We start from the raw sequence: 15,970 nt of genomic DNA on the forward strand, positions 1-15,970 counted from the left end.
TGCAGCAAGTAGTAGCAGAGCCACAAATGGAAGAACGCCCAGTGCAGCAAGTAGTGGAAGAGCAAGTACAAAAGCCAATTTCAAGTACGGAAGTACAAGAGAAAGCATATGTTGTAAATCAAAGAGAGAACGATATGCGAAATGTATTGCACACACCACCGACATACACTGTTCCGCCATTAGCGCTGTTGTCGATTCCGCAGCAATCAGCGCTAGATAATACAGAATGGTTAGATGAGCAAAAAGAATTATTAGATACAACGTTTAATAATTTTCATGTTGGAGCACATGTTATTAATGTATCGCAAGGGCCAGCAGTAACTCGTTTTGAAGTGCAACCAGACCCAGGCGTGAAAGTAAATAAAATTACCAATTTAAGTGATGATATTAAGTTAAGTTTAGCTGCGAAAGATATTCGTATTGAAGCGCCGATTCCAGGGAAGAGTGCGATTGGAATTGAGGTTCCAAATAAAGAAAGTAAGCCAGTATTTCTTCGTGAAATTTTAAGAAGTCCTGTATTCACAAAGAGTGAATCACCGCTTACTGTTGCGCTTGGACTTGATATTTCAGGTGATCCAATTGTAACAGATATTCGAAAAATGCCGCACGGACTTATTGCGGGTGCAACGGGTTCAGGTAAAAGTGTGTGTATTAACGCGATTTTAACGAGTATTTTATATAAAGCGAAACCGCATGAAGTGAAGTTAATGTTAATTGATCCGAAGATGGTTGAGCTTGCACCATACAATTCTGTTCCACATCTTGTAGCACCTGTTATTACGGATGTAAAAGCAGCGACAGCGGCTTTAAAGTGGGCAGTCGAAGAGATGGAACGCCGTTATGAATTGTTTGCGCACGCTGGTGCTCGTGATTTAACTCGTTACAATACGATTGTAAGTGAGCGAGAAATTCCAGGAGAAACATTACCTTATATCGTTATTGTCATTGACGAGTTAGCCGACTTAATGATGGTAGCACCTGGTGATGTTGAGGAAGCGATTTGTCGTATTGCGCAAAAAGCACGTGCTTGTGGTATTCATTTATTAGTAGCGACGCAGCGTCCATCTGTAGATGTTATTACAGGTTTAATTAAGTCAAACATTCCAACGCGTATTGCGTTTACTGTATCATCTCAAGTTGATTCGCGTACGATTATTGATATTGGAGGCGCGGAGAAATTACTTGGCCGTGGTGATATGTTATTTTTAGGGAACGGTACATCTAAGCCAGTTCGTGTACAAGGTGTATATGTATCGGATGATGAGATTGAAAAGACAGTTGATCATGTGAGAAAGCAAATGAAGCCGAATTACTTATTTAAGCAAGAGGATTTATTAGCGAAAACAGAACAGGCTGAGTCGGAAGACGAATTGTTCTTTGAAGCATGTCAATTTGTTGTAGAACAAGGGGGAGCGTCCACATCTTCTGTACAGCGAAAATTCCGCATCGGTTATAATCGCGCGGCACGTCTCATTGAGGAGATGCAATCGCAAGGAATTATTTCTGAAGCAAGAGGGACGAAGCCAAGAGATGTCCTTATTTCTGAGGATGAATTCGCTGCTATGCAGGAAACGAATGTATAGTCCACGGTTTTGCTGTATACTAATAGAAAATGTTGGATAGTAAAGTAGGGAGTAAAGCGACATGAAAGAAATTGAATTAAAATTAAAAGGTGAAATAAATCGACTAACAAATAAAACATTTAAATTTGACGAACGAGTTGGAGAAGGTTGGTTCTCCGCGGTTTACTTTTTAAAAACTAGAGAAATTATTGAAGAATTTCGCCCGAAAAGTGTTGTAACGATGCAATTTTTCCAAAAAGAAAATGCAGTTCTTTGCGGAACAGATGAAGTAATTGCATTGCTACAAACATTCGCTAAAAATCCTGAGGAACTTGAAATTAACTCTTTAAAAGATGGCGATAAAATTAGTCCATTTGAAACAGTGTTAACAATTCATGGTCCTTATGAGAATTTCGGATTTTTAGAAGGTGTTATTGATGGGATTTTAGCTCGTCGTACATCGGTTGCAACAAACGTATATAATGTTGTCCAAGCTGCGCGTAGTGTAGATAAAGAAAAACCAGTTATTTTCATGGGAGATCGTGACGATCATTATACACAACAAGCTGGTGACGGTTATGCAGCATACATCGGAGGTATGAGCGCACAAGCGACGCATGCAATGAATGAATGGTGGGGCAGAAGTGGTATGGGAACAATGCCTCACGCATTAATTCAAATGTTTAATGGTGATGTTGTAGAAGCGGCAAAAGCATATCATAAGAAATTTCCAGAAGATGAATTAGTTGTACTAATTGATTACAATAATGATGTTATTACAGATGCACTTCGTGTAGCGCGTGAATTTGGATCAACATTAAAAGGTGTGCGTGTAGATACGTCTCGCACAATGATTGATCAATACTTTATTCGCCACCCAGAAGTACTTGGAACATTTGATCCACGTGGTGTAAATCCATCTCTTGTATTTGCACTTCGCAAGGCGCTTGATGAAGAAGGATTCCAGCATGTAGACATCGTTGTAACTGGTGGATTTGATGAAAAGCGTATTCGTGAATTTGAAGCTCAAAAGGTACCTGTTGACATATATGGGGTAGGGAGTAGCTTGTTAAAAATGAATATTGGTTTTACTGGTGATAATGTAGAATTAAATGGGAAACCAGAAGCAAAAGCTGGTCGTAAATATCGTCCAAACCCACGTTTAGAGCGTGTTCAATTAGAAAAAAGAGAAGATATGTAAAAGAGAGAAAAACTGATAGGTGATTGACCCTATCAGTTTTTCTGTTATCATAGTATAGCGGCTTCTTTTTTGCTATAATGGACTTGTTATGGACATATAAAGAAGTACGTACGAGTTTATCCTGATAAGTGAAGGGAAAGAATAACCTCACTACATCAAAAATGTATGATGATTACCAAAATAAGAAAAGATTCATATACTGTCTTATAGATAGGCCGTTGTATTAGTTCGAAATGTTGGAGGTTCTTTAAGATGACAGTTTACCATTTTGTAGGAATTAAAGGAACAGGAATGAGTTCATTAGCGCAAATTCTTCATGATATGAAGCATACTGTTCAAGGGTCTGATTATGAAAAGCGTTTCTTTACACAAACAGCGTTAGAAAAGCGTAGTATCTCGATCCTTCCTTTTGATAAGAATAATGTAGAAGAAGGACAAGTGATTATTGCAGGAAATGCATTTCCTGATACGCATGAAGAAATCGTAGCAGCAAAAGAATTAAACATCCCAGTACATCGTTACCATCACTTCTTAGGTGACCTTATGAGCCAATACACAAGTGTTGCTGTAACTGGTGCACACGGAAAGACATCAACAACAGGTTTGTTAGCCCATGTAATGCAAGGTGCACATCCTACATCTTACCTTATTGGAGATGGAACAGGGCATGGGGTAGAAAATAGTAAGTATTTTGTATTTGAAGCTTGTGAGTATCGTCGTCATTTCTTGTCTTACAATCCAGACTATGCAATTATGACGAATATTGATTTTGATCATCCAGATTATTTTGCAGACATCAATGATGTATTCAGTGCATTCCAAGAGATGGCATTGCAAGTGAAAAAAGGCATTATTGCATGTGGAGATGATGAAGAACTTCAAAAAATTCAAGCGAAAGTACCTGTTATTTTCTATGGATTTGGAGAAGATAATGATTTCCAAGCACGTAACATCCAAAAGAGAACAGATGGCACGATATTCGATGTATTCGTTCGTAATACGTACTATGACACGTTCAAAATTACAGGATACGGCAATCACAGCGTATTAAATGCGTTAGCAGTAATCGCACTTTGCCATTATGAAAACGTTGATGTAGAAGCAGTAAAACATCAATTAACAACTTTTGAAGGCGTAAAACGTCGCTTTAATGAAAAGCCGATGGGAGAGCAAGTTATTATCGATGACTACGCACACCATCCGACAGAAATTAATGCAACGATTGAAGCAGCTCGTCAAAAACATCCAGAGCGTGAAGTTGTCGCTGTATTCCAGCCGCATACATTCTCACGTACAGAAAAGTTCTTAGATGAGTTCGCTGAAAGCTTAAGCAAAGCTGATCAAGTATACTTATGTGATATTTTCGGATCAGCACGCGAAAACAAAGGTGAATTAACAATTGAAGATCTGCAAAAGCGTATTGATGGTGCAGAACTAATTACAGATACAACAACGGATGTATTAAAGAAACATAAAAACGGCGTTCTAATTTTCATGGGCGCAGGTGACATCCAAAAATTCGAAGCAGCTTACGTAAAAGAAGTTCAAGTTGCAGAGAAATAATAGAAAAGACGCATAGCTGTGGCTGTGCGTCTTTTTTTGTTGTGTTCAACTTTTATCCCGCATTAACGTGCAATAAGACCCCCACTGATTAAAGTTTCACTTTATTTATGTATTGACCTAGAGCTAACTCTAGGTTGTAAGATGAAAGTGTAAAAACAAGGGGGAGAGAACATGTATAAAATCGGCGAAGTAGCAGAATTAACAGGGATGAGCATTCACACTTTGCGCTACTATGAGAAATTAGGTTTATTACCACCACCAACGCGAAATAGCGGTATTCGTCAATATACAGAAGGCGATGTACGTTTATTAAAATTTTTATATTCATTAAAACAAACTGGGATGTCATTAGAAGAGATAGCTGAGTTTGCAAGTGATGGGTGCATTATAGAGGAAATTAGGCAGAAGAAAGAGGAAGTACCAGCGAAAGTAAAAAAGAGAATTTCCATTTTAACAACTCACTTGGAGCGATTAAAAGAACAGCAGGAACAATTGCAAAAAGTTGTTCAGCTAACGGAGGAGAAGTTAGAAATTTATTACGGTTTTCTAGAAGAAAAAGACTTGGAGGCCGGCAATGAAAAATAAAGTATATACGCAGTTATTAGGTTTTGCGATATTTACTGGTGGGACATTTAATGCTTCGAAATATGCGGTGCAGTATTTCGAAGCAATTCATATAGCAGCATGGCGTTTTGGGATTGCTGCATTTGTGATGTTATGTTTGTTAAAAATACGAAAAGATTTTGATTTGGAAGTATGGATGCAGAATAGGACCTATTATCTTTTGCTAGGTATTGTTGGTGTATTCGGCTTTAACTTCTTTTTCTTTTTAGGAATGAAATATACAGAAGCTGTTAATGGTGCACTTATTATGGCGACAAATCCTCTCGTTACGACGCTGTTAGCAAGTGTCATTTTACGAGAGAAAATTGTGAAGCGTCAAGCAATTGGAATGTTACTTGCACTAATTGGCGTTGTTTTTGTACTTACACAAGGTTCGTTTACAATACTACAACATTTATCATTTTCAAAAGGGGATTTTTATATTTTATTAGGGAATATTTGCTGGGCGTTATACGGCGTGCTAGGCAGAAGGTTTATTAAAACTGGTAATCCAATACAAACGACGACATATACGATGACTATTGGTGCACTTGCCTTTATTATCATATCTTCTACACAAAAAAGTATAGTACCAGTTTTAGAAATTCCTTGGTTGGCATGGGGAGCGATTCTCTTTATGGCAATTGGAATGAGTGTGCTTGGTTACTTATGGTGGAATAATGGAATTGCTCAAATTGGGGCAGCAAGGACATCTTTATTTTTTAATCTAGTGCCTGTTGTTACAATACTTATTTCTTTTATTGAAGGAGTCAATATAACATCTGCACAATCTGTAGGAATGATATTAGTTATTACGGGAATATTGTATTCTTCTGGTTTTATACAAAGAAAATCAAAAGAAAGTGTTAATATTTAACTTTTTATATCTAAAAATGTTAGAATAATAAGAAAAATAAAAAGGGGACTAAAAAACATGTTCACACTTCGAGTAGATGACGAAATTGAACTACAATTACTAGAAAAACATCATAAAGAAGAATTATATCAATTAATAGACCAAAACCGTAATCATTTACGAAAATGGCTTCCTTGGGTAGATGGGACAAAATCTGCTGATGCTTATGATGAGATTTTTCCGATGTGGTTAAAGAAATTTGCAGAGGGAGACGGTTTTGAAAGTGGTATACGTTACAAAGGAAAGCTTGTTGGGATGGTAGGTATTCATCCAGTGAGCTGGGGGAAGAGAGCGGCGAGTCTTGGGTATTACCTTGCAGAAGATGCTGGAGGAAAAGGCGTTATGACACGTAGCGTAAAGGCTGTGCTTCACTATGCATTTGAGAATTTAAAATTAAATAAAATGGAAATTAGATGCGGTGTTGAAAATGTGAAAAGCCGCGCTATTCCAGAGCGTTTAGGGTTTAAATTAGATGGTATTTTAAGAGATGAAGAATGGTTATATGATCATTTTCATGATATCGCTGTATATAGTTTATTAGCTTCAGAATGGAAAGATATTCGATGAACGAGAAGATTCGTATTATTCCGTATGAAAGTACGTTTCAAGAGGAAGTAGTAGATCTTATCGTTCATATTCAGCAAAAAGAGTATAATGTTCCCATTACGAAAGAAGAGCAACCTGATTTACTTGAAATAGAAACATTCTATCAAAAGGATCACGGAAACTTTTGGGTAGCACTTTATGATGGGAAAGTAGTTGGAACAGTAGCTTTATTAGATATTGAGAATCATCAAGTAGCGCTAAGAAAAATGTTCGTACAAAAAGAGTTTCGTGGAAAAGAATGTGGCGCGTCATATATGTTGCTTCAAACAGCAATTTCATGGGCTGAGGATAAAAAGTTGAAAGATATTTATTTAGGAACAACAGTAAAATTTTTAGCGGCACATCGCTTTTATGAAAAGAATGGTTTTCAAAGTGTGAGTATAGATGAGTTGCCGAAAAACTTTCCAGTGTTACAGGTAGATAAGAAATTTTATAGGTACATTGTGAAAAAGGTCATCTAGAAATGGCCTTTTTCTATGAACCAAAATGGAAATAGTGGTATAATTTGGATTAGGGGGTGTAGGTATGAACTTTCCAATTCAAAGAAGTAAGTCAGTAGTCATTTTCGTTTGTCTTACGTTAGCTTTTATGTGTATATATCCAATTGTCATGCTTTTCACTAATAAAGCGCATTGGATGTCAGTGTTGATTGGGATGGGTTTATGCTTCATTGTAAATGTACCACTCGTTTGGGAAGTATTTATTAAAAAACATAAAGTAGAAAATGGCGTATTAAAGTACGGTATTCTAAATGATGATGTTGTATTAAAAGATATAAGAGTTGTTCGTCAAGTTGGAAAGTATCTTGAAATTACGACGAATGCATATAAAGTACATATGGTTGCGATGCCGCAAGATATGAATGAATTTTTGGCGCTTATCGAGAAAGAAAATCCACATGTGAAAATAGAAATGGTAGGGAAGAAATAAAAAAACGCTCGGAGAAAATTCCGAGCGTTTTTATTATTATTTTAAGTTCTCTGGATTTAAAGCTTCTAATTCAGGTACAACGAAGCGTCCGTCTTTACGGATTAGTACGTCGTCGAAGTAAATTTCACCGCCGCCGTATTCAGGGCGTTGGATGCATACTAAGTCCCAATGGATGTTCGAGTTGTTACCGTTCCATGCATCGTCGTAAGCTTGTCCAGGAGTGAAGTGGAAGCTGCCATCGATTTTTTCATCGAATAGGATGTCTCCCATTGGATGTAAGATGTATGGGTTTACGCCGATTGCGAACTCACCAACGTAGCGTGCGCCTTCGTCTGTATCGAAGATTTTGTTAATGCGTTCTGAATCGTTTGCAGTTGCTTCAACGATTTGACCGTTCTCGAACTTAAGTTGTACATTTTCAAATGTATAACCGTTGTAAGGAGATGGTGTGTTGTAAGAAACTGTACCGTTAACAGAATCACGAACTGGTGCAGAGTATACTTCACCGTCTGGAATGTTTAAATGACCTGAGCATTTAATAGCTGGAATGTCTTTAATAGAGAATGTTAAGTCAGTTCCAGGACCAGTTAAACGAACTTTATCTGTTTTATTCATTAATGTAACAAGGCTATCCATCGCCTTATCCATTTTACCGTAGTCTAAGTTACAAACTTCGAAGTAGAAGTCTTCGAAAGCTTCTGTGCTCATTTTAGCAAGCTGTGCCATAGAAGCATTTGGGTAGCGAAGAACAACCCAACGTGTTTTTGGAACGCGAATATCTCTATGAACTTTTTTCCCAACTGTTTGGCCATGAACTTTCATGCGCTCACTTGGAACGTCAGCCTGTTCATTAATATTATCGCCAGAGCGAAGACCGATATAAGCGTCCATGTCTTTCATTACGCTTGCTTCATATGCAGCGATTTGTTCGAAATGTTCTTCAGTAGCACCCATTAATAAAGAGCGATCTACTTGATGATCTTTTAAAGAGACGAATGGGAAACCACCAGCTGCATATGCTTCTTTTACAAGTGCAGTTACAAGTTCTTTTTGTAAGCCAAAGTTTTCAATTAATACTTTTTCGCCTTTTTGTAAGCAAATAGAGTAGTTAATTAAATTGTATGCTAACTTTTCAATACGTGGATCTTTCATATGTAAAGCCTCCCTACTAATTATGTATCCTCTCCTATTGTAACCTACTTAGTGGAATTTGTTGAATGATTTATGTTACAGTTAACGAATAAGTATGAAAATTCTAATGATGAGATAGGGATTAGAATGAAACGGAAAATGATTGTATAATAGGGGAAAGTATGAAAAAGATAAAGGAAGTGATGAAATGCAAGTTCTTTTATATGTAAGTGCGGCTATTATCGCGGTTGCTTTCGCAGTATTAGTTGTGTATGTATGCAGAACGTTGTTATCGGTTCAGAAGACGTTAGAAAACGTTGCAAGCACGTTAGAAGGTTTAGAAAAACAAATGCAAGGAATTAGCGTAGAGACAGAGCAATTATTACATAAAACGAATGCGTTAGCTGATGATATTCAACAGAAGTCACAGTCATTAAATAAAGTGGTAGCGGGTGTAGATGGGATTGGAACGACAATCCAATCTTTAAATACGAAGCTTCGTAATGTATCAGACTCTGTAACGGACGAAATTGAAAATAACGCTGATAAAGTAGCGCAAGTTGTACAGTGGAGCAGTGCGGCGATTGAAGTATACAATCATTACCGTGCGTCGAGACAAGAGAAGAAGGTTGAAAAAGAAGAGCGTAAATTAGAAAGAATTGAGAAAAACGCTGAAAAGAAAGAGAAGCGCTCTAGATTTCGTATGAGAGGTGAATCGTGATGAATATGACAAAGCTTGAAACAATTGAAGAGCTTGAAGTCTTAGTAGAAAAGAATGAGCCGTATGTTCTTTTTAAACATAGTACGACATGCCCGATTAGTCACGGTGCATACACAGAATTTCAAGCGTATTGCAGTGAAGAAAGAGAAGTGCCAGCGTATTACTTATACGTACAAGATGCGAGAGATGTGTCAAATCGTGTTGCAGAACAATACAGTATTAGACATGAATCACCGCAAGTGTTATACATAAAAGATGGGATGGTAGTATGGAATACATCTCATTGGAATATTAAAAAAGATGCTTTAGAAGAGAATATAAAGTAAAAAGAAGCAAGCTAAAGGTGCTTGCTTCTTTTTTTTGTTTTTGTTGAAATATATTTAGTGGTACACTATTAATAGTTCAAACTAAATAACTAGATTGTTGAAAGTAGGTTTTAAGTAATGAAGAAAATGGCATTATCCTTCGCAGTCGTAAGTTTATTACTGGGAGCTTGTAGTAACAATAGTAATACGATTAGTAAGAAGGATGAAGTTATACAAAAAGATACAAAAGAAAAAAGTATGATTCCGAGAACTGCTGTTTCTAAAGATTATTATAGAACTGTTATTCCTTTAAAAGAACAAAAGGTTATTAATACAGCTAATATAAAAACAAATTCTAAATTAGATTTAGCAGAGTATGAAAATGGTTTAATAAATATTGCAACGCAGCAATTTGATACAGAGAGTCACGTACTGCAATTAAATCAGTATATTCCAGAGAAACTAGTTGATGAACTAGTTGCGAAAGTAGAAGCGCCAGTTTTGACGAATATTATAGAACAAGACTATTTTGGAAAACAGAATTCAAATGAATTAAGTTTATCTGGTGTTATGATTGGCTTAGCTATGTCTTCAAGTGTATCGAATGAAGAAGCTATGTCTAAAGGGTCTGAAGTTGCTAAACAACTTATTGAAGCTATTAACAAAAATGATAAATATAACAAATCTCCAATTACGTTTGCTATCTTTAAGCAAGAAAGTACAAGTTCTTTAAAAAATGGTACGTATATTGCTAGTGCTACTGTTCAAAAGAATGATATGAACCTTGGAAATTGGAGTACAATTGATGAAAAGTCGTATTCATATCCTTCTGATGAATTTACACAAGCACATGGAGAAGATAATACAAAAATAAATAACTTTGCTAAGGAAATAAAAGGTTTTTCTAATGGAGATTTTATTCCAGTCAATGCAAAAGTTTCTTATAAGAAAGATCAAATGGATACATTAAATATGAATATTGTTATTAAATATAACGGTAAAACAGAATTAATGGCTCTTACCCAATTGGCTGCTCAAGGTATGTTAGACAAATTGCCTAAAGATGCGAAAGTACAATTACAGATCAAGTCCGAGAGTAAAATTGAGGCCGTTATTATAAAAGAGAAAAACAGTGATAAACCGTTTGTTTCCTTCTTGTAAAAAAGACAGTATGTAAACTGTCTTTTTTTATTTTAAATGAAAATATAAAAGGTTTTTTGATGGTAATTCATTGCTGTATATCGTGTGACAATCGTATATGTATCAACTATAATAAGTTATCTTAAAAAAGTAATATATAGGGATTTGAAAGAGATGGCTTTCTTATGGCATCACAACAATTAGGTCGTTTACGTTCTGAAATTGATCAACTTAATTTACAAATATTAGAGTTACTAAACGAAAGAGGTCGTCTCGTACAAGAAGTTGGTAATTTAAAAGAAGTATAAGGTGTGAAACGTTTTGATCCTGTACGTGAAAGTAATATACTGGATTTAATTGCAGAGAATAATAATGGTCCATTTGAAACTTCGACTTTATAACATATTTTCAAACAAATTTTTCAAGTTGGTTTAAAGTTACAAGAAGAGGATCATCGTAAAGCACTACTTGTTTCTTGTAAGAAAAAAACAGAAGATACGATTGTTGAAATTAATGGTGAAAAAATTGGTAACGGAAATTAGTATTTTATTATGGGACCGTGTGCAGTGGAAAGTTATGAACAAGTACGTCAAGTTGCTGAAGCAATGAAAGAGCAACGCGTAATACGCTTGATATTTCCGCTGTACCGATTTTAAAGAAAGAGACACATTTACCTGTCGTTTTTGATGTAACGCATTCTACAGAGAGACGTGACCTTCTCTTACTAACTGCAAAAGCAGCGATGGCAATTGGTGCAAACGCAATTATGGCTGAAGTACATCCAAATCCAGCTGTAGCTTTATCAGATGCGGCGCAGCAAATGAATATCCCGCAGTTCAATGATTTTATGAATGAATTAAAATCATTTGGAAGTAAATTATAAAAACTTTTAATGAACTGTTCCAAAAAGGCATTTTGGGACAGCTGTATAGCGACTGTCATTGTCGATTTTTGTTGGGAAGTTGGTATATTAAAAAAATCGCTGATATAATTAGAGTTGTGGTCGATATATTCGAAAAATCGCCGATATAAATTTCATTTACTATCGTACTGCTTAAAATAAGATTTCTACTTAGGAAATATCTATTTTTTTACAAAAAATGCCCTTTTTTCATAAAAAATACGAAAATACGAGAAAAGAAGCGAATTTTTTCGAAACTTTTGCGGGAAAATATTGTATGAGCCTGCGTTTATATCGTATCATTAGTAAAAGGAAGAACTCGGGACGATTGGTGGCATCTGCAAATAGAGTTGATGTCTTTTTTTCATTCAAGTAACCGATACATAAAAATAGATAACAAAAATAGAAGGAGTGTGCGATGAGATGAACGTAACAATCTATGATGTAGCGCGCGAAGCGAACGTTTCAATGGCTACCGTATCACGCGTTGTGAACGGTAACCCAAATGTAAAGCCTACAACAAGAAAGAAAGTATTAGAAGCAATTGATCGTTTAGGATACCGTCCAAATGCGGTAGCACGTGGACTAGCAAGTAAGAAGACAACTACGGTAGGTGTTATTATTCCTGATATCTCAAATACGTTTTATGCAGAACTTGCACGTGGAATTGAAGATATCGCAACAATGTACAAATATAACATCATTTTAAGTAACTCTGATCAAAACAAAGAGAAAGAGTTCCATCTATTAAATACGATGCTTGGAAAACAAGTGGACGGAATTGTTTTCATGGGTGAAGATATTACAGACATTCACATTGAAGAATTTAAAAAATCTCCAGTACCAATTGTATTAGCAGCGTCATTTGATGAGCAAAATGAAACGCCATCAGTAAATATTGATTATACACAAGCAGCTTACGATGCAATGAAGCACTTTATCGAGCAAGGACATAAGCGTATCGGTTTCGTCTCTGGTCCATTCATTGATAAAGCGGGAAGCGCGAAGAAGTTACAAGGTTATAAAAAAGCTTTAGAAGAAGAAGGTATTTCATATGATGAAAATCTTGTAATCGATGGAGATTACACATATGACTCAGGTATCGAAGCATTCGAAAAGCTTTGGAGCAATGATGAAAAGCCAACAGCAATCTTCGTGTCTTCTGATGAAATGGCACTAGGTGTAATCCATGCAGCACAAGATGCTGGATTAAACGTACCAACTGACGTAGAAGTACTTGGTTTCGATAATACACGCCTTGCATTAATGGTTCGTCCGCAGCTTTCAACAGTTGTACAACCGATGTATGATATCGGTGCAGTAGCAATGCGTCTATTAACAAAGTATATGAACAAAGAAAAAGTGGAAGATCACACTGTTATCTTACCTCACCGTATCCAATTTAGAGATTCAACGAAATAAGTATAAAAAAGCTCACAGCGATTGCTGTGAGCTTTTATTCATATTCAGGATAATATTTTTCAATTACTGTATCTACAGTTTCATTTTTCTTAACGTGTAAAAATCTTGCGTACAATTCTTTTCCAGTTTCAAATGGGGTATCGTCTAATTCAAACACATGTAACACTTTTCGGAACGTCCATGTGATTTGCTCATCATACATATTATCGTATGTGTGCTCCGATTGTATAGCTATATTTTCACCTAGTTCATGAGCTTCTTCTAAACTGTTTGCTTTAACAAGAATAATACTTTCTTCAAAAAGTGTATCGTGATTCTCTTCATAATGCTCATCAATTTTCGTAGGATCAGGCTCACCAGCATGAACAGACTCAAACAATAATTTTACAGCGTACACATTATGCTGCATGTTTCACTTTATAAATAATACTTGCGACAAGCGAAGCAGGTATTGTAAATAAGTTACTTTGATAATGGTAATGCACTTGGGATTCTTCATAAGACATGTTGTCATATAGTTCGTTTTGTGAGACATTCATTTTTTTCTGTTTTTCTTTGAGCATTTTAATGTAGTTGTACTGTATTGGGACGAGAATGATGAAATAAGCTAATACGATTAGTGAAATCCAAATCATTATGAACACTCCCTTACAAAGAATATTTGTATATGGTAATTATATCAATTTATATGAGGGGTATCCATATTTTTCTAGTGGTCAATTTCTTTTCCAAAATGCAAAAAGTTCTTCAGCGCTTCGTAAATTATGTTCAAGGCATGTTTGTGCAGTGCGTTTAAAATTTTGTATTAAATGCTCTAGCCTAGAAGAATCATAGTGCTTTGCTTTTCCATCTACAATCGTTTTATCTTTTTTTTAAGTTAAGTGATATTTTTAGCAAAGTTACATTTGTTTCTATTTGTACAACTTCCATGTAAAAAAAATTTTGTCTAAGTCGATTGTAATATAATCAAATCGCTCTACTTGTTTAAAATATCCTACAATATCATCTTCCAATTGAAATCCTCCCTAGTATATAGCTTACCTGGAAGAGTTCTCTATAGATTGTATGATTCCTTGTTATATGTCACATAAGTGTAAAAATAACTATTATAGGGCAATGTCATGTATAATAGAAAGAAAAGGCTTGTGAGGGGGGAAAAGAGATGATCGTTCTTTGGATAATTACGCTTTGTATGACTGCTATTTTTGCATATATGACGTTAAAACAAAATGGTTTAAAGCGATTTGTTCCAGGAAGTATTCTTGCAGGAATTGCCCTTATCACGTATGTAATTTCTATTTTTATTGAAAGTGTATCAGTAGATATGAGCAAAAGTTTAATGTTTATTGGTATTACACTATTTGCAGGTAGCATTATGGTACTTATGGTTGCTGGTATTATTTTATTTATTCATATGAATTCGGAAACGTTATAGCATATAGAAAAGGCATGTCCCGAGGGACATGCCTTTTTATCCGTTCAATTATGCTCTATCTTTAGAAGAATTTTGTTGTTTTAATAAGTCGCGAATTTCGCCAAGAAGAACTTCTTCTTTTGTTGGTTCTGGAATTTTTTCCTCTTTTTCGTCTTCTTTTTTAGATGTTAGTTTGTTGAAAACTTTAATAAACATAAAGATAGAAGCTGCGATAATTAAGAAATCAAAAATTGTTTGGATGAAGTTACCATACATAACAGCTGATTTACCGTATCCAAAGTGCAAATCTGTAAAGTTAACGCCACCTAATACCATACCAAGTAATGGTGTAATAATGTCTTTTACTAAAGAACTAACGATTTTACCGAATGCAGCACCGATTACAACCCCGACAGCTAAATCAACGACATTCCCTTTGAAAGCGAACTTTTTAAACTCGTTCCACATGTGTCAATCCCATCCTTTCCACGATTCATTATGAAATTTATAATTCCTATCAACATATTTTATAGAAATTTACGAGAGAAATAAAGGGGAAATGGGAATGAAAGTAAATTCTGAAAAATGTATCCGTTTTAATTTTTGTTTACATCATCTAGTAAAGATTGTAGCATTTGCTGCGTTTTTAATCCTTCTAATCCATCTACAACAGGCTTTGTATCTCCGTGTACACATTCAATAAAATGATGAACAGCATCTTCAAAACCACGTTGTTTTAACGTCGTATCCCATGATGGAGAACCGCTTTGTGAAACTGAGTTTTCCTGTTCAATTTCAGATGTATTCATATTTTTTACGCGAATGATTTTCCCTGGCGTTACAAGTTCAATTTGTTCTAAATTTGTACCGGCATGGCGATGCATTGCAGTAGAAAGTAACAGTCCACTTGGAGTTGTATATGTATGATGTCCGTAAAGAAGTTCATTCTTTTCATTGATTTGCATCATATTGTGAACGACGTTAAGGTCATCATTAGCGAACCAGCGAGCAGTATCTACAATGTGTAAATAATCATCTAACATAGTGAAGTCGTACGTATATGGCCCGACTTTATTTGTGCGATGCTTTTCAATTCGAATCCATGAAATATCATGAGCCTGTTCTTTGGCAGCAACATACATAGGAACGAATCTGCGATTAAATCCGACCATTAACTTTCGGTTATACTTCTCGCTCAACTCGACTAGTTGCTCAGCTTGTTCCACAGTAGCTGCTAACGGCTTATCAACATAAACGTCGATTCCTTTTTTCAAAAGCTCAGAAACGATTTCATAATGCGATGCAGTTGAACTATGAACGAAGATTGCATCACATTCCGAAGCTAACATTTCAATAGAATGAAAGTCTTGAATTCGGTATTGCTGGCAAACTTGTTTTCTTTTCTCTGCGTTAGGTGTAAACGCCCCGACAAAGTTCCAATCTGTTTCTTTTGTAAGTGTTGGAAGATAGGCCTTTTGCGCAATGCTACCAAGTCCAATCATCCCAATTTTAGGTTTATTCATATGTATTCCCACCCTATTAATATTGATGTAAC

Annotated in this window: 18 protein-coding genes and 2 pseudogenes; 14 read left to right on the plus strand and 6 right to left on the minus strand. The window is 35.7% G+C overall.

The features are described 5' to 3' along the window. From MR160_RS04705 to MR160_RS04740, 8 genes are all read left to right on the plus strand, one after another. On the plus strand, positions 1 to 1,583 hold a 1,583-nt coding region (locus tag MR160_RS04705), incomplete at its 5' end, for a DNA translocase FtsK (protein ID WP_242297094.1). Positions 1,584 to 1,644: 61 nt separating this feature from the next. Next, positions 1,645 to 2,763: a nicotinate phosphoribosyltransferase gene (locus MR160_RS04710; protein ID WP_000658372.1), complete on the plus strand. Its 1,119-nt coding sequence runs from the start codon at positions 1,645 to 1,647 to the stop codon at positions 2,761 to 2,763. Positions 2,764 to 3,015: 252 nt separating this feature from the next. After that, complete coding sequence (murC, locus tag MR160_RS04715) at positions 3,016 to 4,326, plus strand: UDP-N-acetylmuramate--L-alanine ligase (RefSeq protein WP_000219469.1); 1,311 nt, start codon at positions 3,016 to 3,018, stop codon at positions 4,324 to 4,326. 171 nt (positions 4,327 to 4,497) lie between these two features. After that, the gene (locus MR160_RS04720) at positions 4,498 to 4,911 is read left to right on the plus strand and encodes a MerR family transcriptional regulator (protein WP_000276608.1); all 414 of its coding nucleotides are present in this window, start codon (positions 4,498 to 4,500) and stop codon (positions 4,909 to 4,911) included. After that, entirely contained in the window at positions 4,901 to 5,806 is a 906-nt protein-coding gene (locus MR160_RS04725; RefSeq protein ID WP_000792471.1) for a DMT family transporter, read from the plus strand. The genes MR160_RS04720 and MR160_RS04725 overlap by 11 nt, the downstream gene beginning before the upstream one ends. 57 nt (positions 5,807 to 5,863) lie before the next feature. Continuing rightward, entirely contained in the window at positions 5,864 to 6,412 is a 549-nt protein-coding gene (locus tag MR160_RS04730; protein WP_000494654.1) for a GNAT family N-acetyltransferase, read from the plus strand. Then, complete coding sequence (locus MR160_RS04735; RefSeq protein WP_001003146.1) at positions 6,409 to 6,912, plus strand: GNAT family N-acetyltransferase; 504 nt, start codon at positions 6,409 to 6,411, stop codon at positions 6,910 to 6,912. The genes MR160_RS04730 and MR160_RS04735 overlap by 4 nt, the downstream gene beginning before the upstream one ends. Positions 6,913 to 6,976: 64 nt before the next feature. Next, positions 6,977 to 7,381, plus strand: a complete 405-nt coding sequence (locus MR160_RS04740; protein ID WP_001010623.1) for a PH domain-containing protein — start codon at positions 6,977 to 6,979, stop codon at positions 7,379 to 7,381. A gap of 36 nt (positions 7,382 to 7,417) precedes the next feature. Here the strand turns inward: MR160_RS04740 and MR160_RS04745 are convergent, their stop codons facing one another. Then, positions 7,418 to 8,533, minus strand: a complete 1,116-nt coding sequence (locus MR160_RS04745; RefSeq protein ID WP_000654720.1) for an aminopeptidase — start codon at positions 8,531 to 8,533, stop codon at positions 7,418 to 7,420. A gap of 187 nt (positions 8,534 to 8,720) precedes the next feature. Here MR160_RS04745 and MR160_RS04750 point away from each other — a divergent pair, with 187 nt between their 5' ends. The 5 genes and pseudogenes from MR160_RS04750 (at position 8,721) to ccpA (ending at position 13,001) form a co-directional block, all read left to right on the plus strand. Beyond that, positions 8,721 to 9,233 (plus strand): DUF948 domain-containing protein, encoded by a 513-nt coding sequence (locus MR160_RS04750; protein WP_001197721.1) that lies wholly within the window; start codon positions 8,721 to 8,723, stop codon positions 9,231 to 9,233. Then, positions 9,233 to 9,559 carry a bacillithiol system redox-active protein YtxJ gene (ytxJ, locus tag MR160_RS04755; protein ID WP_001057469.1) on the plus strand — a complete coding sequence of 109 codons (327 nt, stop codon included), beginning with the start codon at positions 9,233 to 9,235 and terminating at the stop codon, positions 9,557 to 9,559. The genes MR160_RS04750 and ytxJ overlap by 1 nt, the downstream gene beginning before the upstream one ends. 117 nt (positions 9,560 to 9,676) lie before the next feature. Then, positions 9,677 to 10,699 (plus strand): CamS family sex pheromone protein, encoded by a 1,023-nt coding sequence (locus MR160_RS04760; RefSeq protein WP_000738027.1) that lies wholly within the window; start codon positions 9,677 to 9,679, stop codon positions 10,697 to 10,699. A gap of 164 nt (positions 10,700 to 10,863) precedes the next feature. Beyond that, a pseudogene (aroA, locus tag MR160_RS35285) lies at positions 10,864 to 11,561 on the plus strand (chorismate mutase). Between the two features lie 441 nt (positions 11,562 to 12,002). Next, complete coding sequence (ccpA, locus tag MR160_RS04775; protein ID WP_001103303.1) at positions 12,003 to 13,001, plus strand: catabolite control protein A; 999 nt, start codon at positions 12,003 to 12,005, stop codon at positions 12,999 to 13,001. A gap of 34 nt (positions 13,002 to 13,035) precedes the next feature. On the opposite strand, the gene MR160_RS04780 is transcribed toward ccpA, so the two are convergent. The 3 genes and pseudogenes from MR160_RS04780 to dhp61 form a co-directional block, all read right to left on the minus strand. Continuing rightward, a complete protein-coding gene (locus tag MR160_RS04780; RefSeq protein WP_003271799.1) occupies positions 13,036 to 13,398 on the minus strand; it encodes a DUF4288 domain-containing protein in 363 nt (120 codons plus the stop codon). Between the two features lies 1 nt (position 13,399). Beyond that, complete coding sequence (locus MR160_RS04785) at positions 13,400 to 13,636, minus strand: DUF3949 domain-containing protein (protein WP_000637898.1); 237 nt, start codon at positions 13,634 to 13,636, stop codon at positions 13,400 to 13,402. Positions 13,637 to 13,717: 81 nt separating this feature from the next. After that, a pseudogene (gene dhp61 / locus MR160_RS04790) lies at positions 13,718 to 14,014 on the minus strand (protein Dhp61). Between the two features lie 149 nt (positions 14,015 to 14,163). On the opposite strand from dhp61, the gene MR160_RS04795 reads away from it, so the two are divergent. Next, entirely contained in the window at positions 14,164 to 14,436 is a 273-nt protein-coding gene (locus tag MR160_RS04795; RefSeq protein WP_000636586.1) for a DUF3917 domain-containing protein, read from the plus strand. 48 nt (positions 14,437 to 14,484) lie between these two features. Here MR160_RS04795 and mscL read toward each other — a convergent pair whose 3' ends face one another. Together mscL and MR160_RS04805 are read right to left on the minus strand one after the other, a co-directional pair. After that, positions 14,485 to 14,883: a large conductance mechanosensitive channel protein MscL gene (mscL, locus tag MR160_RS04800; RefSeq protein ID WP_079246033.1), complete on the minus strand. Its 399-nt coding sequence runs from the start codon at positions 14,881 to 14,883 to the stop codon at positions 14,485 to 14,487. A gap of 128 nt (positions 14,884 to 15,011) precedes the next feature. Next, on the minus strand, positions 15,012 to 15,938 hold the full coding sequence (locus MR160_RS04805) for a Gfo/Idh/MocA family protein (RefSeq protein ID WP_242297095.1): 927 nt from the start codon (positions 15,936 to 15,938) through the stop codon (positions 15,012 to 15,014). Between the last annotated feature and the right edge of the window lie 32 nt (positions 15,939 to 15,970).

It is taken from the genome of Bacillus cereus group sp. BfR-BA-01382 (assembly GCF_022663475.1).
Lineage (GTDB): Bacteria > Bacillota > Bacilli > Bacillales > Bacillaceae_G > Bacillus_A > Bacillus_A thuringiensis_S.